This window comes from Mesorhizobium sp. B2-3-10, assembly GCF_006442275.1.
Taxonomy (GTDB): domain Bacteria; phylum Pseudomonadota; class Alphaproteobacteria; order Rhizobiales; family Rhizobiaceae; genus Mesorhizobium; species Mesorhizobium australicum.
The window spans coordinates 84,024-102,345 of sequence record NZ_VFVT01000012.1 but is presented as its reverse complement, the minus strand read 5'-3'; the positions used below and the strand labels follow the sequence as shown (position 1 = coordinate 102,345).

At 62.2% G+C, this 18,322-nt stretch carries 14 protein-coding genes and 1 tRNA gene; 7 read left to right on the top strand and 8 right to left on the bottom strand.

The features are described 5' to 3' along the window. Positions 1-3: 3 nt before the first annotated feature. Both FJ943_RS27565 and FJ943_RS27560 read right to left on the bottom strand, forming a co-directional pair. Positions 4-2,238 carry a mannose-1-phosphate guanylyltransferase/mannose-6-phosphate isomerase gene (locus FJ943_RS27565; RefSeq protein ID WP_140726628.1) on the bottom strand — a complete coding sequence of 745 codons (2,235 nt, stop codon included), beginning with the start codon at positions 2,236-2,238 and terminating at the stop codon, positions 4-6. A gap of 10 nt (positions 2,239-2,248) precedes the next feature. Further along, a complete protein-coding gene (locus FJ943_RS27560; RefSeq protein WP_246671951.1) occupies positions 2,249-3,805 on the bottom strand; it encodes a phosphomannomutase/phosphoglucomutase in 1,557 nt (518 codons plus the stop codon). Between the two features lie 163 nt (positions 3,806-3,968). Here FJ943_RS27560 and FJ943_RS27555 point away from each other — a divergent pair. The 5 genes from FJ943_RS27555 (at position 3,969) to FJ943_RS27535 (ending at position 6,698) form a co-directional block, all read left to right on the top strand. Then, positions 3,969-4,045 (top strand) — tRNA-Pro (locus FJ943_RS27555). Positions 4,046-4,679: 634 nt separating this feature from the next. After that, the gene (locus tag FJ943_RS27550) at positions 4,680-4,964 is read left to right on the top strand and encodes a hypothetical protein (RefSeq protein ID WP_140618613.1); all 285 of its coding nucleotides are present in this window, start codon (positions 4,680-4,682) and stop codon (positions 4,962-4,964) included. 585 nt (positions 4,965-5,549) lie between these two features. Beyond that, a complete protein-coding gene (locus FJ943_RS27545; RefSeq protein WP_318011560.1) occupies positions 5,550-5,777 on the top strand; it encodes a hypothetical protein in 228 nt (75 codons plus the stop codon). A 2-nt stretch (positions 5,778-5,779) separates the two neighbouring features. Continuing rightward, positions 5,780-6,217: a hypothetical protein gene (locus FJ943_RS27540; RefSeq protein ID WP_140717825.1), complete on the top strand. Its 438-nt coding sequence runs from the start codon at positions 5,780-5,782 to the stop codon at positions 6,215-6,217. A gap of 145 nt (positions 6,218-6,362) precedes the next feature. Further along, entirely contained in the window at positions 6,363-6,698 is a 336-nt protein-coding gene (locus tag FJ943_RS27535; protein WP_140726623.1) for a hypothetical protein, read from the top strand. Between the two features lie 39 nt (positions 6,699-6,737). Here the strand turns inward: FJ943_RS27535 and FJ943_RS27530 are convergent, their stop codons facing one another. From FJ943_RS27530 to FJ943_RS27515, 4 genes are all read right to left on the bottom strand, one after another. Further along, complete coding sequence (locus tag FJ943_RS27530) at positions 6,738-8,357, bottom strand: ABC transporter ATP-binding protein (RefSeq protein WP_140726620.1); 1,620 nt, start codon at positions 8,355-8,357, stop codon at positions 6,738-6,740. A gap of 17 nt (positions 8,358-8,374) precedes the next feature. Then, positions 8,375-9,496 (bottom strand): ABC transporter permease subunit, encoded by a 1,122-nt coding sequence (locus FJ943_RS27525; protein ID WP_015318680.1) that lies wholly within the window; start codon positions 9,494-9,496, stop codon positions 8,375-8,377. Continuing rightward, positions 9,489-10,412, bottom strand: coding sequence for an ABC transporter permease subunit (locus FJ943_RS27520; protein WP_140726618.1), 924 nt, complete (start codon positions 10,410-10,412; stop codon positions 9,489-9,491). The genes FJ943_RS27525 and FJ943_RS27520 overlap by 8 nt, the downstream gene beginning before the upstream one ends. A 165-nt stretch (positions 10,413-10,577) precedes the next feature. Continuing rightward, on the bottom strand, positions 10,578-12,170 hold the full coding sequence (locus tag FJ943_RS27515; protein ID WP_015318682.1) for a peptide ABC transporter substrate-binding protein: 1,593 nt from the start codon (positions 12,168-12,170) through the stop codon (positions 10,578-10,580). Between the two features lie 282 nt (positions 12,171-12,452). Here FJ943_RS27515 and FJ943_RS27510 point away from each other — a divergent pair, with 282 nt between their 5' ends. Together FJ943_RS27510 and FJ943_RS27505 are read left to right on the top strand one after the other, a co-directional pair. Next, complete coding sequence (locus FJ943_RS27510) at positions 12,453-12,899, top strand: TadE/TadG family type IV pilus assembly protein (protein ID WP_083883080.1); 447 nt, start codon at positions 12,453-12,455, stop codon at positions 12,897-12,899. Beyond that, the gene (locus tag FJ943_RS27505) at positions 12,900-14,654 is read left to right on the top strand and encodes a TadG family pilus assembly protein (RefSeq protein WP_140663196.1); all 1,755 of its coding nucleotides are present in this window, start codon (positions 12,900-12,902) and stop codon (positions 14,652-14,654) included. Between the two features lie 28 nt (positions 14,655-14,682). On the opposite strand, the gene FJ943_RS27500 is transcribed toward FJ943_RS27505, so the two are convergent. Together FJ943_RS27500 and glgX are read right to left on the bottom strand one after the other, a co-directional pair. Then, positions 14,683-16,317, bottom strand: a complete 1,635-nt coding sequence (locus FJ943_RS27500; protein ID WP_015318685.1) for an alpha-glucosidase family protein — start codon at positions 16,315-16,317, stop codon at positions 14,683-14,685. Further along, the gene (gene glgX / locus FJ943_RS27495; protein WP_140717817.1) at positions 16,317-18,314 is read right to left on the bottom strand and encodes a glycogen debranching protein GlgX; all 1,998 of its coding nucleotides are present in this window, start codon (positions 18,312-18,314) and stop codon (positions 16,317-16,319) included. Before glgX ends, FJ943_RS27500 begins: the two co-directional genes overlap by 1 nt. Between the last annotated feature and the right edge of the window lie 8 nt (positions 18,315-18,322).

The following is an 18,322-nucleotide window of genomic DNA, read 5'->3' as shown; positions in this document are numbered from 1 at the left end:
CGCCTACTTCTCCGCCGTTCCATCCAGATACTGCGTCAGCGCACAGACCAGATGGTAGAAGATGCTCGCCGGCACGTCAGATGCCAGCGAGCGGCCGCGCTCGTCGATGCGATCGATCCACAGGCCGAGCGGCGCCGGGTCGACGTGCCAGCGGAACAGCCGGCCGACCCTCGCCTCGATCTCCGGCTTCAGATCGGGGCCGCCCGAGCCATCCAGGGCGATCGCCGCCTTGAGCGCCTCGGCCTGCGGCCAGCTGCGCGATATCAGGTCGAGCGGCAGTCCTTGCCGCGAGACTGCACCATAGGCAAGGCCAGTGGCCCGGTTGAGGCCATTTGCGATTGCCGAGGCGTAGAGTTTTCGGGCGAAGACGCTCAGCTCGGCCTGGCCGCTGCGGCCGGCGAAATCGACCAGCAGCGATGCCCATTCGAAGTGATGGCCAGGTTCGGTCCAGCTCCCCTTCTCTCCCGGTACCGGTTTCCATTCTGCATCGAAATACTCGCCGAGCGTCCAGCTCTCGGCGTCGAAGAAATGGCTGCGGAAGAGGTCGATGATGCGCGACGCGCGACGCAGATGCGCACGCTCACCGGTTGCCTGGTGCCAGGCCAGGAAAGCTTCGAGCAGATGCATGTGCGGGTTGGAGCGTCGCTCGCCCGCCCCGTCCGAGGTGTCGAGGAAGCCGGTCATGCGGCTGTCCTCCAGATGCGCATCGAGGAAGGTGAAGGTCTCTTGGCCGAGCCGCAAGGCATCGGCATTGCCCGACATATGCGCATGCGCCAGCGCCAGCAGGATGCAGGAATGATCGTAGGCGTCCTCGACGGGATCGGCGACGGAGCCATCGACATTCAGCGTGCGCACCCAACCGCCCCGTTCGGTGCGGCCCTGCCCCGCCATGAAGTCGATGCCATGCGCGATCAGCCGGTCGGCCGGCCCGGTCCAACCGCGCTCCTTGGCAACCGCGAAGGCATAGACCTGCCTGGCCTGGGTGCGCATGCGCTTGGGCTTGACGAGCGGCTTGGCGTCGAAACCCAGCGCCTCGTGGAAGCCACCGTGGCGCTCGTCGACGCCTGATGTCGACCACAACGGCAAGGTCTCCTGGAACAGCCAGTGATGAACGCGCCGCCGCCAGGCGCCACTTTCGATGACGCGGTCATGCGCCGGCGTGAACCTGGTTTCCAGCCGTCCCGATTTTTCGAGTTGTTCGACGATCTTCTTGACGTGCTGGCTGTGGCTCACCGGGGCAACGAAAGTGGCATCCGCCGTCGAGACAATGGCAACGTCCTTCATGCCGATCGCCGACAGCAGCCGGCCGTCGCTGCGGATATAGGAATTCTCGCAATCTATGGCGACGACATCGCCGACAACGACGTTGCCCCGGTCGTCGGCGGGACCGACATCGAGGAGCGATTGCCAGGAGCCGAGATCGTTCCAGCGGAAGCCGGCCGGCACCATGGCTATGTCTTTTGCCCGCTCCATGATGGCATAGTCGATCGAGTTCGACGGGATCGCCGCGTAAAGTTCCAGCGGCATATAGAGGCCGGACAGGTCCGTCGTGGCCGCCTCGTAGGCCGCTTCGGTGGCGTGCCAGATGTCGGGCTGGAATGTGTTGAAGGCGTCGCGCATGGCACCGGCCCGAAACAGGAAGATGCCGGTGTTCCAGTAGAAATTTCCCGCCTTGAGATAGTCGTTGGCCGTCGCAAGGTCGGGCTTCTCGACAAAGCGCGAAACGTCGAACACCCCGCCCTTCTCGGCCGATACCTCGATATAGCCGTAACCGGTTTCCGGCTGGGTCGGTTTGATGCCGAACACCACCAGACGGCCGGCGCGCGCCGCCTGCGATCCCGCCTCGATACTTTGCCAGAATTGCCCTGCCGTCGCTATTTCATGGTCCGAGGGCACCACAAGAACCAGGCTGTCGCCGAATTCCGACAGCGTGCGCAGGGTCGCCAGTGCGACGGCGGCGGCCGTGTTGCGTCCCGCCGGCTCGAACAGCGGGCCGCCGCCGGCAAGATCGAGACCGGCCAAGTCGGCATGGACACGATCGGCATGACGCTCCGAAGCGATCAGGAAGATCGGCGTCTCGCCAGCCGGTCTCGCCGTCAGGCGGCGCAAGGTCTTGGCGAGCATGGAACCGTCGCCGGACAGGTCGTGGAACTGCTTGGGATTGTCCTCGCGTGACAGCGGCCACAGCCGAGAGCCGACGCCGCCGCTCATGATAAAACTGACGATGCGCTGGCCCATGGATGCCCTGTCAAAAAGTCTGGTTGTAAGCGCCGACTTCCGGACTGCGGCGCAGCACAGCATCGACGGCATCGAACATCTGCTGGCGACGCTCGGACGAGACCGGACTTTCGACGACCACGACCAGTTCCGGCTTGTTCGACGAAGCGCGCACCAGACCCCAGGTACCGTCCTCGGCAACGACGCGCACGCCATTGACGGTGACAAGGTCGACGATCTTCTGGCCGGCGAAACTGGAGCCGTCCCGCTTCATCGCCTGAAAATCGGAGACCACCCGCTCGACCACGCCGTACTTCACATCGTCCGCGCAATGCGGGGACATTGTGGGCGTGCCGAAGGTCAGCGGCAGTGCCCCGTAGAGATCGGCCATCGAACTGGCCGGGTTACGGTCCAGCATCTGACAGATGGCGATTGCCGTGACCAGTCCGTCGTCATAGCCGCGCCCGATCGGGGAGTTGAAGAAGAAGTGGCCTGATTTTTCGAAGCCGGCGACCGCGCCGAGTTCGGCAACCCGGCGCTTGATGTAGGAATGGCCGGTCTTCCAATAGTCGGTAACGGCGCCATTGGCGCGCAGCACCGCGTCGGTGTTGAACAGTCCGGTCGACTTGACGTCGACGACGAAGGTCGAACCCGGATGGAGCCGCGAAATATCCCGCGCAAGCATGACGCCGACCTTGTCGGCAAAGATCTCGTTGCCTTCATTGTCGACGACACCGCAGCGGTCGCCGTCGCCATCGAATCCCAACCCGACATCGGCGCCGGTCTCCAGCACCTTGTCCCGGATTGCATGCAGCATCTGCATGTCTTCCGGATTGGGGTTGTAGTTTGGAAACGTATGATCAAGCTCGACATCGAGCGGGATCACTTCGCAGCCGATGCGCTGCAGGGCTTCCGGAGCAAAGGCGCCAGCAGTGCCGTTGCCGCAGGCGGCGACCACTTTCAGCTTTCGTGTGATGCGCTTGTCCCTTGTCACATCGTCGAGATAGGTGGCGCGAAAATTGTCGACGAAATCATAGGAGCCGCCGCCGGTAAGGTCGAAATCGGCGGCCAGCACGATCGCCTTCAGCGCGCTCATCTCCTCGGGGCCGAAGGTCAGCGGCCGCGCCGCTCCCATCTTGACGCCGGTCCAGCCATTCTCGTTGTGCGATGCGGTGACCATGGCCACCGACTGCGTCTCCAGCGCGAACTGCGCGAAATAGGCCATCGGCGACAGCGCCAGACCGATATCCTTCACCCGTGCGCCGGCCGCCATCAGCCCGGAAACCAACGCCAGCTTGATGCCGAGCGAATAGGATCTGAAATCATGCCCGGTGACGATGTCAGGCCCGGCGCCGAGCCGCCGGATCAGCGTGCCGAGCCCCATGCCAAGCGCCTGGACGCCGATCATATTGAGTTCAGGCGGCACTGCCGAACCGGGATGGCCGAACCACCAGCGCGCATCATATTCACGAAAACCGGATGCCTTGATCAGCGCCGCGGTTTCGAATTCGAAGCTGTTTGGCCACGCTTCGCCGACAATATTTAGGGGCAAGACGGCAGGGCTCCAAGCGGCAGAAATACGATCCATCAAGGCAGCGGCTTAGCACACAAGGCTTTAAGCCGCGTTTATCCCGGACGGAAATTCGGGCCTTCCGGCAATGCCCGCAGAAAGCGGACGAAATGCGACAGAAGGGCTGCCATTGCCGCTTGCAGGAACGATGTGTGGCGGCTATAAGCCCGCGATCTGGTCACGGAGTGTAGCGCAGCCTGGTAGCGCACCTCGTTCGGGACGAGGGGGTCGCAGGTTCAAATCCTGCCACTCCGACCAGAAAAAACAATGTGTTAGCGCATCCCGACTTTGGCGCCCCACCCGAGATTCACCAGAGATAGAGCCTTGTCCAAGATGATGCCTGTTCCTAGGGAACGGACACGAGATTCGTTGGGGGCATGGGCCACGAAGTCCCTGCCCTCATATGCAGGCGTTTAACGCAGGCCGAAAAAGCTCAATACCGCTATGACGACGACCACCGCTCCCACAAGCCAAATGATGTTGTTCATAATCTCACTCCTGTTGCCTGGTGAAGCCCGCGCCTCTGGCGGAGGACGCGGGCCGATCAGCCTTTGCCTGCTGATCTTCAGCGAACACCAAACCGTGATGTCCGCTGCGGGAAGAACTGTTAGGCCGGCCTAATGTTCCGTCGCCTGACGGGGATCTGGCGACAGGTGGGCGAACTGTCTTAACAATTGCGGCAGAGCGTTCCTCCCTGGCAGTGACAGAACGCGGGTGACGTTTGCCGCCGCCTGGGCAGATGGCCGGAAGCAAGCCTCCTCTTTGCCAATCGTGGCGACGCGATAGCCAGCCCTTCGCTTGCGTGCGGCTGTCCCCCGGGGAACCGGAACCAAAGGGATCAGCAGCAGTTGTAACCAACGAAGGGCTAATCAAAGCAGTTGGAGAACTTGCAATGAAAACAATGATCATGTGCGCTTTGGCGCTTTCAATGGGATTGCCCGCTTTGGCTTCGGCAGCCGAGGCCGACGTCGTCATCAGGACCCACCATCGGCACCACCACAACGTCAGGATCATCAATGAGGAAGGCCAGCGCCTGCATCACCGACACCACGGGACGGTGGCGTTCTATGACCATGGCCGGCGGCATCACGATCGGAATGCAGTCGTCGTCACCGGCTCCGTTTCCACCCACCACCGTCACCATCATCCGGTGGTAATGGAAAACGGCGGTTACTGATGCCCAACTGGTGGCCCGGCTCTCGCGAGCCCGGCCACCAGGTGACTTTGCCCAGCACGCTCGCGCGCGTTTCATGCGAATAGCTTCGAGTTCTCGCCCGCGGCTGAAATGCAGCCATGCGAAGCGATCGTTTCAACTTCGAATCTCCCATACCGCTCGGAAGCGTCGCGGGAATTCTGCTCGGTGACCAGGTCATTTGAGCTGGCCTGGCCAAGACTTCAGGGTTCGCCAGATCCATGCTCGCTCACGAAGCCTATCGGCCTGGGAAAGAACTGGGCTGCGCTAATGTGCCAAGAGATTAGCTGAGGACTATTCCAGCCACCATGAAGGTGATGGCAACCGCGAAAATCGGTGCGAGCAACCAGCGCGCCTGACCAACACTCTTCTCCATCAAATTCCTCCGGTATTGCAGCAGACAACGGTGACGAAGAGCGACTGTTCCGGCCGGCCCGCTTGGCAAGACCAATGCGTTCCAGGCCCAGACTTAGGTCCGACCTCCGCCCGACCGAAGCCCTGCCCTGGGAACGTTTCCGCTCGGCCCAAGTTCGAGATCGGGCGCGGGAAAACCAAGCGAAGCGGGAACGGATGAGCACCACCATGTCGAACCATGAGACTGTAACATCCCATGTGTTGGGGATGCGCATAGATAGCCTCAAAACCAGAATGCAACACGCTCAGATCACCGAGGGTGAAATGAAGACCTTCCAAAAGGTAGCGGCCGTGATTGAAGGCGGGCGAGGCCGCATCGACGGCGACGATCTGATCGCCGCATCCTTCGTTACCGACACGCTGACGGACGCGATGTCCGAGTAACCATGCCAACAATCAGTAAGCTTTTCGAATCCCATGCCGAAGCGGCGCGGATTGCCGGCGACCTGTTGGCGGCCGGGGTTCCGCGCGTACAGGTCGCCATTATCGGGCCCTATCGTGACGAAATCGATGTCCTGAGGTCTCCGGGTGTCATGCTGGGCGCTGCCGCCGGGCTGTTGGCGTGCCTCGGCGCCGTTGCTGTTTACGACATCAACCTTTTCCCGACCGGCCTATCGGCAATAGCCTTGGCCAGCGTGTTCTGCGGCGGCCTTGGCGGATTGCTCGAAGCCATTGTCGCGGCCGCCAGAAGACCCGAGCGGCCAAGTATTGGCGGGGGGATTGTGCTGGTGACAGCGCATGTCGACGACAATGCGACCGACATTGCCCAGATGATGCTCGGCGGTTGTGACTCCATGACCGAATTGGCCGCCCAAGCAGCGTAAAAATTCCGACAGCGATAATTGGCCGATAGCCAGTGCAGAACGCGAGCACTGGCCGGCCGGTGAAACTTTGACGAATTGGGCATCAGCGCTAGGTTGATCGATGAAGATCAGGGAGGCGGCAAAAACGGCCGGGCCGGACGCGCGCATGAGTTTGATTTCAAGGACAAGGTCGGCACCCGCTCTTCTGGCTGCGGCCTTCATGGCTGCCGGATGCTCATCGATCGGCGGGACGGCCGATCCGGCCAAATACGAGAGCATGAGCTGTAGCGACCTCAACAGTGCGCTGGGAAGCAGCGCGCGCGACATCTCGCAGACGGCGATCACCCGCGGCAAGGTCGCCAACACCAGCGTGCCGCGCTGGCTGCTGGGCGGATCGCGCGTCAAGACCGCGGTCGCCAACCGTGAAACGGCCAGGATCGACCGGCTGAAGCGACAGCAGGATGCCATTGTCGCTGTGCGCGCACGCAAGTGCGCGAGCTGAGCGACAGACGACGCCACGACAATTGCCCCTGCCGGCGCCTTACGCGCTCAGTCGAAACCGTGTGACGTCGATCGCGGCGTTCATCAGCGTCTGCGTATAAGGCGCCCGTGGATTGCTGAAGATCTCTTCCGTCGGCCCCTCTTCGACGATCTTGCCTTGCTTCATGACGATGATGTAGTCGGCCATGGCGCGCACGACCGACAGATCGTGGCTGATGAAGAGGTAGGACAGTTCGTGGTCGGCCTGCAGCTTGCGCAGCAGTTCGACGATCTGTTTCTGCACCGAGCGGTCAAGCGCCGATGTCGGCTCGTCCAGCACGACCATCTTCGGCTTCAGAATCATGGCGCGGGCAATGGCGATGCGCTGCCGTTGTCCGCCGGAAAATTCGTGCGGGTAGCGGTTGCGGGCATTGGGGTCGAGGCCGACCTCGCGCAGGGCCTCGACCGCGCGCTGGTCGCGCTGCTTTCCTGAAAGGTTGGGCTCATGCACCAGCAGCCCTTCGGTGACGACCTGACCGACGGTCATGCGCGGCGACAGCGAGCCGAACGGATCCTGGAAGACAAGTTGCATCTGGCGCCGCAGCGGCCGCATCTGCTGCCGGTCGGCAGTGGAGATATCGCGATCGCCGAACCGAATGAGCCCATCGCTCGGCAGCAACCGCAGCAAGGCGCGGCCGAGCGTCGACTTGCCCGAGCCGGATTCGCCGACAATGCCGATGGTCTGGTTGCGCTGCAGCCGGATCGAGATGTGATCGACGGCCCGCAGCATCAGCGGTTCGCCGGCCAGAAACCCACCGCCGATCCTGAATGTGACTTCGACATTCCTACCTTCGAGCACCACCGGCGCATCGGCTGGCGGCGGCGCCTTGGTTCCCGTCGGCTCGGCCGCCAGCAGCATTTTGGTGTAGGCGTGCCGCGGATTGGCAAAAATGGTTTCCGCCTCGCCTTCCTCGACCACCTCGCCCTGGCGCATGACATAGACACGGTCGGCAAAGCGCCGGACAATACCGAGGTCATGGGTGATGAAGACGATCGCCATGCCGAGCTTGCGCTGCAGTTCGGCCAAAAGCATCAGGATCTGCGCCTGGATGGTGACGTCAAGCGCCGTCGTCGGCTCGTCGGCGATCAGGATGTCGGGGTCATTGGCGAGCGCCATCGCGATCATCACGCGCTGGCGTTGGCCGCCGGACATTTCGTGCGGATAGGATTTCATCCGTCGCTCCGGATCGGGAATATGCACGAGCCGCAGCAGCTTGAGCGCCTCTTCATGCGCTGCGGCGGCGCTCAGGCCCCGATGGCGGCGGATCGGCTCGATCAGCTGGTTGCCGATCGAATAGAGCGGATCGAGCGAAGTCATCGGTTCCTGGAAGATCATGCTGATCTTGCGGCCGCGGACCTTGTTCAGCTCGGACTTGCTCAGGGTCAGCAGGTTGCGGCCGCGATAGTCGACATGGCCTGACGCTTCGCCATTGGAGGCCAGCAGGCTCATCGCCGCCATCATCGTCTGGCTCTTGCCGGAACCGGACTCGCCGACCACGGCAACCGTTTCGCCCGCGTTGACGTGGATGTTGATTCCCTTGACCGCTTCGACCGTACCGTCGAGCGTGCGGAAGCGGACGCGAAGGTCCTTGACGCTGAGGATCGTTTCGGAAGCAGCCATTTCAGCGGTCCCCATCTTTATCGATCCCGTGGGTCGAGCGCGTCGCGCAGGCCGTCGCCGACGAAATTCAAGGCGAACAGCGTCGAGACCAGAAAGAAGGCGGGAAACAGGAGCAGCCAGTTGGCGGTGCCGATGTTCTTGGCGCCGACCGAGATCAGCACGCCCCAGCTGGTCATCGGCTCCTGGATGCCAAGCCCGAGGAACGACAGGAAGCTCTCCAGGATGATGACCTGCGGCACCAGCAGTGTCATGTAGATCACCACCGGGCCAAGCAGGTTCGGGATGACATGGCGGATCAGGATGCCACGCTGGCCAATGCCCATGGCTTCCGCCGCCTGGACATATTCCTGCCGGCGAATCGACAGCGCCTGGCCGCGCACGATGCGCGCCATGTCGAGCCACAGCACGGCACCGACCGCCAGGAACATCAGCACGAAGTTGCGGCCGAAGAACACCACCAGCATGATGACGAAGAAGATGAACGGCAAGGAATAGAGCACGTCGACGATGCGCATCATCACTTCATCGACCTTGCCGCCGGAAAAGCCGGCGGCGGCGCCGTAGATCACGCCGATCACCACCGCCACGACACCGGCCAGCAGACCGATGGCCAGCGATATGCGCCCGGCCATCAGCGTGCGGGAGAGAAGATCGCGGCCGGTATTGTCGGTGCCGAACAGGAAATACTGCTGCTTGACCGATGCGCTCATCGTTACTTCGAGGCCGTCGGGCGACTTGTTTTCGATCTTGGTGTCATCGAAGGCATCGGAACGGTCGAGGTAGCGGATGTTGCGGTCGTCGATCGGCTTGGTCGACTTGACCGTGACGAAGACCTGGCTCCCCTCCTGGTGCCAGTCCTTGATGTCGACTCGCATGCGCTTGATCGCTTCGGTAAGTGCCGTCTCGATCATGTCGGGTTTCGGATAGGCTGAGAGGCTTGGCGGCATGCGCACATAGTCGGCGTAGATGGTCGTGTATTGATGCGGCACGAACCACGGGCCAAAGACGCTGATGATCCCAATCAGAACGAGGTAGTAGAGGCTGAACATGGCGGCGCGATTGGCCTTGAGGCGCGCCCAGGCATCGCCCCAAAGCGAGCGACCAACGATTGCGGGGGCCGTGGCTGCGATGTCAGTCATAGCGCACCCTCGGGTCGACGACCGCGTACATGACGTCGACGATCAGGTTGAAGACGATGGTAAAAATGGCGATCACCACCACCGTTCCCATCACCAGCGTATAATCGCGGTTGAGCGCGGCATCGACGAAATAGCGGCCGACGCCGGGAATGGAGAAGATCGTCTCGACGATGACCGAGCCGGTCAGCAGTGCCGCCGCCGCCGGGCCGGTGAAGGAGACGATCGGCAGGATGGCGCCGCGCAACGCGTGCTTGACCACCACCGACCAGTCGGAAAGGCCGAGCGCGCGCGCCGTTCGGATATGATGGGATCGCAGCGATTCGATCATCGAGCCGCGCATCAGGCGGGCAACGATGGCGATTTGCGGCAAGGCAAGTGTCAGCACCGGGCCGACCTTGTTGATGAAGGCGCCGTCACCCCAGCCGCCGATCGGCAGCAGCCTCCAGGTCAGCCCGAAGACAAGCTGGATCACCGGCGCGATGACGAAGGTCGGGATGGTGCTGCCGGCGGTCGCCAGGGCAATCACCGTATAGTCGCCAAGCTTGTTCTGGTTGAGCGCGGCTATGGTGCCGAGCACGCTGCCGAGCAGCAGCGCCAGGATCAGCGCCGAGGCTCCGAGCTGCACGGAAATGGGCAGGCCCTTGGCAAACAGTTCGGTGACGGTGAAATCCGGCATGTTGTAGCTCGGGCCGAAATTGCCGCGCAGCAGATTGCCGAGATAATGGACATATTGCAGCCAGAGCGGATCGTTGAGGCCGAACTGGGCTTCCAAGTTGGCCTTGATCTCTGGGCTCAGCCCCCGCTCCTGGTTGAATGGACCGCCTGGCGCGACGCGCATCAGGAAGAACGCCATCGTCACGATGACGAACAGCGTCGGGATGGCGGTCAAAAGCCGCCGGAATATGTATCGCAGCATCGGTGCCCCACTTGATCCAGAGCACGCCCTTCCACTCGGACGATTGCGCTCCAGCCTTCAAATCTTCGCACCGGATGTTCCGAAAATCGATTTCCGCTTCCCGGGCCGATGCGATGGCAAACCAGCACCGCCGCGCTCTTTAGAGCGCGGCGGCTTGGCCAGGGATCAATCCTTGCTGACGAAGCGCGACGGATGCACGTCCATCACATTGTCGACGAAGCCATGCAGCTTCGAGGAAACGATGTCGTGGTAGCTGTAGTAGAGAAGCGGGATCTGGCCGACATCGTCGATGAGGATGCGCTCGGCCGCTGAGAGGTCCTTCATGCGCTCTTCGGGCTTGCCGCCGGCGGCCGCGGCCTTGTCCATTGCCGCTTCGTATTGCGGGCTGTTGTAGTTGGAATAGTTGTTTCCGCTGGCCTTGCGCGTGATACCGAGGAAGGTCTCTGGATCCTTATAGTCGGCAATCCAGGCGGCACGCGCCACGTCATAGTCGCCCTTCTGCTCGAGGAAGGAGTAGTGGGTCTTGGTGTCGGTGTTGAGCAGCGTGACGTCGACGCCAAGCGGCTTCAATTGTTCCTGGATCGCCACTGCCGTGTTCTTGTGGTTTTCCGAGGTGTTGTAGCGGATTTCCATCTTCAGCGGATGTTCGGGGGTGTAGCCAAGCTTCTCGAGGATCTTCTTGGCCGCGTCCTCGCGGTCGATCTGCGGCATGTCGGCGTATTTGGCCATTGCGGGCGTATAGCCCTCGATGCCGGGGGGCACCATCGAATAGCCGGGCAGCATCGAATTCTGCCAGACCTTCTCGGCGATGAAATCACGGTCGATCGCCATCGAGATGGCGTTACGCAGTTCGGGGTTGTTCCACGGCGCCTTGTCGGTCTTGATGGCATAATAGTAGGTGCCGAGATACGGCCCGACATGGATCTGGTCGCCGAACTTGGTCTTGAGGTCGGCGAGCTGTTCGGTCGGCAGATCGTCATAGCTGTCGAGTTCGCCGGCCTCGAAGCGCTTCATCGCCGACGAACGATCCTCGGTCGGAATGTAGTTGACCACGTCGAACTTGACGGTCGCGGCGTCCCAGAATTTGGGATTCTTGACCAGTTTCATGTGATCGTTGGGAACCCATTCGGCCAGCGTATAGGCGCCGTTCGAAACCAGATTGCCGGGCTTGATCCAGTCGGCGCCAAGCTTTTCAATCGAGGCCTTGCTGACCGGATAGGTCGCCTGATGGGTCAGCATCTCCAGGAAGTACGGCGTCGGCGCCTTCAGCGTCACCTCAAGGGTGCCGGCGTCGATCGCCTTGACACCCATGTCCTCGGGCTTGCCCTTCTTGGTGTTGACATCCTCCGCGCCCTTAACCGGATACAGCATCGAGGCGTATTCGGCGCCGGTCGCCGGATCTTCCAGCCTGTGGAAGGCATAGACGAAGTCCTCCGCCGTCACCGGGCTGCCGTCAGACCACATGCCGTCCTTGCGCAGCTTGAAGGTGTAGACGGTGCCGTCATCCGATACCGTCCAGCTTTCGGCCGCGCCCGGAATGAGGTTCGCCTTCTGGTCCTGCATGACCAATCCCTGGAACAGGTCACGCAGCACATTGGCTTCATAGACCGTCGAGGTCTTGTGCGGATCGACCGACTCCGATTCAGCGGCGGTGCCCCTGTTATAGACACTCTCCGCGAAAGCCGGCGTGTAGAATGCGCCGGCGGTTACGGCCATGGTGGTGGCGAATACCGTCGCCTTCAGCATGTTTTTCAGCATGAAGTTCTCCCTGTCGGCGCTGCCATCGGCGCGCCTTACGTGTTGACGCCCCGAAGCCGATGACTGGCTCCTTTGAGCGCGCCCCCGGTTCCCTCCGGCGGCTGGTGGCAGGAGACTAGACAGGAGGTAAGCTCTTTTCAACCGAGTACTGATTGACCCTAAGTCAATCCCCATTGTAGAGAAAGCAACGGCTAAATTAGAGATTCGTTTTCAATCGACCGCACCCTTTGGTTGCACCCAGAGTTTTCGCTTTCTGCATGCGAATTTGGGCATGCTGGTGCCATGGTTCACCACCCCATTTTCGAGGCTCGAAGGCGCCGGTTCCGATCAAACAATTCGGGAACTTCAGCGGTCGAGTTCGCTTTGCTGTCCCCGCTTTTCATCCTTCTTCTGCTCGGAATGGTTGCGTACGGCATCTATTTTGGCGCCGCCAATTCGATCCAGCAAATTGCAGCCGACGCTGCCCGAACAGCCATCGCTGGGGTGAACCAGACCGAGCGGCAGACGCTCGTGGCCAGCTATCTCACCAACAATGCCGGCGGCTACCCCTTCGTGGACGCCAGCAAACTGACCTACCAGGCCAACGACAGCATCGCCGACGGAAGCCAGTTCGTGGTGTCCATCTCCTACGATGCCCGCAACCTGCCGATCTGGAACCTGTTCCCCGGCATAGCCATGCCAGGGACGACCATCAAGCGTCAGTCAACGATCAGGGTCGGGGGTATCTGAATGCTGCGGCGGGCGGGCAAGGGTATCGACCGGCTTGCACGGTCGATGATGGGAGACAGGAAGGCGAACTTCGCCGTCATGACCGCATTGAGCGCGCCGGTCGCATTGGCATTGGCGGCTGTGGCCATTGACGAAGCCTCCATCTATACCGAGCGCCGGGAAGCCCAGGCGATGGTCGACCTGGCGGCGATTACCGCCGCCTCGAACATCAACAACGTCAACACCGCGGTCGTCACCACACTGACCGACAACGGCATGCCGGGCGTCGTCGTTCAAGCTTCGGGCCAGACCATTGCCCCGGCCACCGGCAAAACGGTGGTGACGGTCACGCAGGGCCGATATGCCTCATCGACCGCCAATGTCAGCCAGCGCTTCCAGGCGGGTGTGACGCCTTACAATGCCGTCCGCGTCACTTTGGCAAAGATTCCGAACCGCTATTTCGCAAGTTCGCTGATCCCCACTCCCGTCATCGGCACCCAGGCCACGGCCAGCATGACGCCGCTGGCGACGTTCTCGGTCGGATCGCGGTTGCTCAGCGTCAATGGCGGCATCCTCAACGCACTTTTGAGCGGACTTCTCGGCGGCAACATCTCGCTCAGCGTCATGGACTACAACGGGCTGATCTCGGCGGATGTGAGCGTGCTTTCCTTCATCAGTGCGCTCGCCACGCAACTGAACATCACGGCCGGTACCTATTCCGACGTTCTGGCATCGAAGGCGACGGTCGGCCAGATCGCTACCGCCATGGCCAATGTTCCCGGCCTCGGCAATACGGCCAAGGTCGCCCTGCAGACCATCGCCTCCAAATCGACCAGCACCGTCAAGATCCCGCTCAGCAGCCTTGTCGACCTTGGTTCGGTCGGCAGCCTGGGCCTCGGCCAACAGCCGTCCGGGCTTGGGGTAGACGCAAGCGCCATGGGCATGCTGACGGCAGCCGCCGTGCTCGCCAACGGTACCAACCAGGCCGCGATCGATCTCGGCGCCACCATCCCGGGGCTGCTCTCCACCAAACTCAGCATCGCCATCGGCGAGCCGATGCAGTCCTCGCCCTGGCTGGCGATCGATGGTATCGGCACTGTCGTGCGGACCGCCCAGACGCGCATCAAAGTAGCCGCGACAGTCGGCGGCGCAGGCGGCAATGTCGGTGGGGGCATTACTCTGGTGTCGGTCAACCTGCCACTGCATGTGGAAGTCGCCTACGCCGAAGCCAAACTCACCGACATAAGCTGTCCTACGGGTCCCGACAGCATCAAGGTCACCGTTTCTGCCCGCCCCGGTGTTGTGGAAGCGCATTTGGCCGACAGCAGTAGCTCCGGCTTTGCCGATTTCACCAAACCGGAATCGTTCTCCGACACTGAAATCGCAAAGGTCAGTCTTCTGATCAATCTACTTTCAGTGACGGGCTCAGCGGCATTTGAAATGGCCAACAACGCGCCGACCGCATTGACCTTCAACAAGGCCGACATCGACGCCAAAACGATAAAGACAGTCTCCACGCAAAACCTGACACAGTCTTTGACGACCTCCCTGATCACTGATCTGTCGCTGACGACCAATTTGCTGGGCTTGCCGCTGCTGAATCTGAATACCTTGCTTTCCACCGTGCGGCCGGCAGTGGTTGCGCTCTTGAACGGCGTGGCGGCGCCGGTCGACGAGTTGGTTTACAATTTGCTCGGAGCCCTTGGTGTGCGTGTCGGCCAGGCCGACGTGCGCGTCACCGGCGCGACCTGCGGCCGGGCGGTGCTCGTTCAGTAGGACCGCCTAGCCACAACCGAAGTGCCAATCAGTCGAGCCGACCGAGAAAGCAGCCGAGAGTTGGCAGCGAGAGGGTGTTTTCCTCGACAGAAGCGGTCCCGCCGAAGATAGCCGTGACGGGTCCGATATTACCCACCAACGGCAAGGTCGCCGGCTCCTCAGCGAAATTGAAGACACAGATCAACCTCTCCCCGCCACCTTCGCGGATGAAGGCGAGCACGTCGCCCTCGGTATCGAGAAAGCGGATCGAGCCGCCGACCAGCGCCGGATGCTGTTTGCGCAAGGCAAGCGCCGAGCGGTAGGCCGACAGCACCGATTGCTCGTCGCCGATCTGCATATCGACCGCGCGGGCGCGATGGCTTGCCGGCACAGGCAGCCAGGGTTTTGCAGTGGAGAAGCCCGCATTGTCGGCGTCGGCCTCCCAGACCATCGGCGTGCGGCAACCATCCCTGCCCTTCACGCCGGGCCAGAAGCGGATGCCGACCGGATCGCGCAGATCCTCGTAGGCAAGCTCCGCCTCTTCAAGGCCGAGTTCCTCGCCCTGATAGAGGCAGATCGAGCCGCGCAAGCAGGCGAGCAGCATGATTGAGAATTTGGCCACAAGATCGGGATCGCCACCAGGCCGCATCCAGCGGCTGACATGGCGCACCACGTCATGGTTGGAAAACGCCCAGCAAACCCAGCCGTCGGCCACCGCGCTTTCGAAGGCCTCGACGCAGCCACGCACATGCGCCGCCGAAAACTGCGAACCGAGCAGGTCGAAAGTGTAGCTCATCTGAAGCTTGTCGCCGCCGGAGGTGTAGGCGGCGAGCGTCTGCAGCGAGCGACCCTCGTCGCCGATTTCGCCGACGGCTGCGCGGTCGCCATATTCGTCGAGCAACGCACGGAAGCGCCGCAGGAACGCCAGGTTTTCGGGCTGCGTCTTGTCGAACAGATGCTCCTGATAGAGGTAGGTGTTGGTCTCCGTGTTGGTGCCGGCGACGCTCGAGGCCAAGGGCGGATTGCCGCGTAGCCAGCGGTCGTGGACATAGTAATTGACCGTGTCGAGCCGGAAGCCGTCGACACCGCGATCGAGCCAGAACCGCACCGTGTCAAGCAACGCATCCTGGACTTCCGGGTTGTGGAAATTGAGGTCTGGCTGCGAGGCGAGGAAATTATGCATGTAATATTGGCGGCGGGTCGCGTCCCATTCCCAGGACGGCCCCCCGAAGACCGACAGCCAGTTGTTGGGCGCGCCGCCGTCGGGCTTCGTATCGGCCCAGACGTACCAGTCGGCCTTGGCATTATCGCGGCTGGCCCGGCTTTCGATGAACCATTCATGCTTGTCGGATGAATGCGACAGCACCTGGTCGATGATGATCTTCAGGCCGAGCCGGTGGGCTTCGGCGACCAGCGCATCAAAATCGGCCAATGTGCCGAACATCGGGTCGACGTCGCGATAATCCGATACATCATAGCCCATGTCGGCCATCGGCGACTTGAAGAAGGGCGACAGCCAGACAGCGTCGACGCCGAGCGAGGCGATATAAGCGAGCCTTGACGTAATGCCGCCGAGATCGCCGCTGCCATCACCGGTCGTGTCCTGAAAAGAGCGCGGATAGACCTGGTAGATGACGCAGCCGCGCCACCATTCGGCTCCCTGCCCCAAACTCTCACCGGTCATCACGAACCCTTCCTGACGCCGCCGTTTCCGGTTCGGCTCTCGATCATGAAATTGACGCTGCGCCCCGGCAGCGGGCGCGCAAGGTCAGTCACGTGCGTTTCGATCGCCGGATGCCATCGAAAACCTTCCCGCGCCGGCAAGGTGAAGACGCATTGGCGGCGGTCGCCATTGATCAGAACGGCAAGCCTGCCTTCCTCGCCGCCAAGCAGCATGACGAGGCGATGCCGGCTGGTATCGTTCCAGTCGGTCGCGTCGAGCAGCTCACCGGTCTCGGTCAGCCAAGCGACGTCGGGAACGCCTGATGCCGCAATCGGTTCTCCGGTCAGGAAACGCGTGTCCGACAATGCGGGCACCGCCTGGCGAAGTGCCGCGAGTACGAATGCGTAACGCTCCAGCTTCTGATCGCGGCCTGCCCAGTCAAGCCAGGTGGTGGGGTTGTCTTGGGCGTAGGCGTTGTTGTTGCCCTTCTGGGTACGACCGAATTCATCGCCCGCGGTCAGCATGATGGTGCCGTGCGAGGCGAACAGCGTGGCGAGCAGAGCGCGCTGGTCGTCGAAACGTGCCTTGACGATCGCCGTGTCGTCCGTCTCGCCTTCGACGCCATTGTTCCAGGACAGGTTCTCGTTATGGCCGTCGCGGTCCTGCTCGCCATTGGCCGCGTTGTGCTTGCGCTCATAGGCGACGATGTCAGCCAGCGTCATGCCGTCATGGGCGGCGATAAAATTCACGCCGTGGCTTGCCGGCTCCCCTGCCCTGTTAAACACGTCGGACGAACCAGCAAGGCGCGTTGCGAGAGCACCGACCATGCCGGCATCGCCGCGCCAGAAGCGTCTGACATCGTCGCGATAGCGGTCGTTCCACTCAAGGAAAGGCGGCCGGAAATTGCCGAGTTGATAGCCGTTTGCCCCGATGTCCCAAGGCTCGGCGATCAGCACGCGGTCGTAAAGCACCGGATCATGGGTGATGGCCTGGAGCAGCGGCGCTTCCGGATCGAAGGCACCATCGACCCGGCCCAGCACCGGGGCCAGATCGAAACGGAAGCCGTCGACACCGGCCTGGCGAACGAAGTGACGAAGTGTGTCGAGCACCATTTCCCGCATCACCGGATGGTCGCAAGCGATCGTGTTGCCGGTGCCCGTGTCATTAACCAGCCCGCCATCCGGCCGGTGCCGATAGTAGGCCTTATTGTCGAGGCCGCGCAGCGAGAGCGTCGGCCCCAGCCTGTCGCTTTCGCCGGTGTGGTTGAAGACGAGGTCGAGAATGGTGCCGATGCCGGCCCGGCGCAACGCGGCGACCGTGTCCTGCAATTCCGTCAGGCCGCCGGGCGCGAGGCGCGGGTCGAGCGCCATGAAGGTGACGGGATTGTAGCCCCAGGCGTTGCTCAGGCCGAGCGGCGGCAGATGCCGCTCGTCGATGGAGGCCGTGATCGGCATCAGTTCCACGGCGGAGACGCCGAGCCTTTGCAGATGCTCGATGATGGCCGGATGGGCAAGAGCGGCGATCGTGCCGCGCTTTTCTTGCGGTACATCCGGATGCAGCTTGGTGAAAGCGCGGACGTTCAGTTCGTAGATCAGGCCGCCCGGGCGAAACAGGGGCGGCAGGATCGGTGGAGCCGTGGGCGAGGCCTTGGTCACGGCCTTGGGCATCAGCGACGCGGTGTCGGCGCCCTCATTGCGCCGCGCGGCGAGCCGCCAGTGATAGGCGTAGGCCCGGTCGATTTCGACGGCGTAGGGATCGGTGAGCAACTTGTCGGGGTCGAACCACAGCCCCCGCTCGGGCGCATAGTCGCCATCGGCGCGCAGGCCATAGCGCGCGCCCGCGGCCAGGCCGGAGACAAAGAGTGAATGGACGCCGTTGCCTTCCGACGCCAGCTCGAGACGATCGAGTTCGCGGTTTCCCTGCTCGTCAAAGATCGAAACCCAGAGCCGTCTTGCCGACGAGGACCATGCGGCGAAGCGGATGCCTTCGCTGGTGATGGTGGGGCCGAGCTGGGTCAAGAGCGCTC

What these genes read in the sequence shown, in the direction of transcription:
- FJ943_RS27565 (WP_140726628.1), bottom strand. Translation starts at nt 2,238, where the DNA reads ATGGGCCAGCGCATCGTCAGTTTTATCATGAGCGGCGGCGTCGGCTCT.
- FJ943_RS27560 (WP_246671951.1), bottom strand. Translation starts at nt 3,805, where the DNA reads ATGGATCGTATTTCTGCCGCTTGGAGCCCTGCCGTCTTGCCCCTAAAT.
- FJ943_RS27550 (WP_140618613.1), top strand. Translation starts at nt 4,680, where the DNA reads ATGAAAACAATGATCATGTGCGCTTTGGCGCTTTCAATGGGATTGCCC.
- FJ943_RS27545 (WP_318011560.1), top strand. Translation starts at nt 5,550, where the DNA reads ATGAGCACCACCATGTCGAACCATGAGACTGTAACATCCCATGTGTTG.
- FJ943_RS27540 (WP_140717825.1), top strand. Translation starts at nt 5,780, where the DNA reads ATGCCAACAATCAGTAAGCTTTTCGAATCCCATGCCGAAGCGGCGCGG.
- FJ943_RS27535 (WP_140726623.1), top strand. Translation starts at nt 6,363, where the DNA reads ATGAGTTTGATTTCAAGGACAAGGTCGGCACCCGCTCTTCTGGCTGCG.
- FJ943_RS27530 (WP_140726620.1), bottom strand. Translation starts at nt 8,357, where the DNA reads ATGGCTGCTTCCGAAACGATCCTCAGCGTCAAGGACCTTCGCGTCCGC.
- FJ943_RS27525 (WP_015318680.1), bottom strand. Translation starts at nt 9,496, where the DNA reads ATGACTGACATCGCAGCCACGGCCCCCGCAATCGTTGGTCGCTCGCTT.
- FJ943_RS27520 (WP_140726618.1), bottom strand. Translation starts at nt 10,412, where the DNA reads ATGCTGCGATACATATTCCGGCGGCTTTTGACCGCCATCCCGACGCTG.
- FJ943_RS27515 (WP_015318682.1), bottom strand. Translation starts at nt 12,170, where the DNA reads ATGCTGAAAAACATGCTGAAGGCGACGGTATTCGCCACCACCATGGCC.
- FJ943_RS27510 (WP_083883080.1), top strand. Translation starts at nt 12,453, where the DNA reads ATGGTTCACCACCCCATTTTCGAGGCTCGAAGGCGCCGGTTCCGATCA.
- FJ943_RS27505 (WP_140663196.1), top strand. Translation starts at nt 12,900, where the DNA reads ATGCTGCGGCGGGCGGGCAAGGGTATCGACCGGCTTGCACGGTCGATG.
- FJ943_RS27500 (WP_015318685.1), bottom strand. Translation starts at nt 16,317, where the DNA reads ATGACCGGTGAGAGTTTGGGGCAGGGAGCCGAATGGTGGCGCGGCTGC.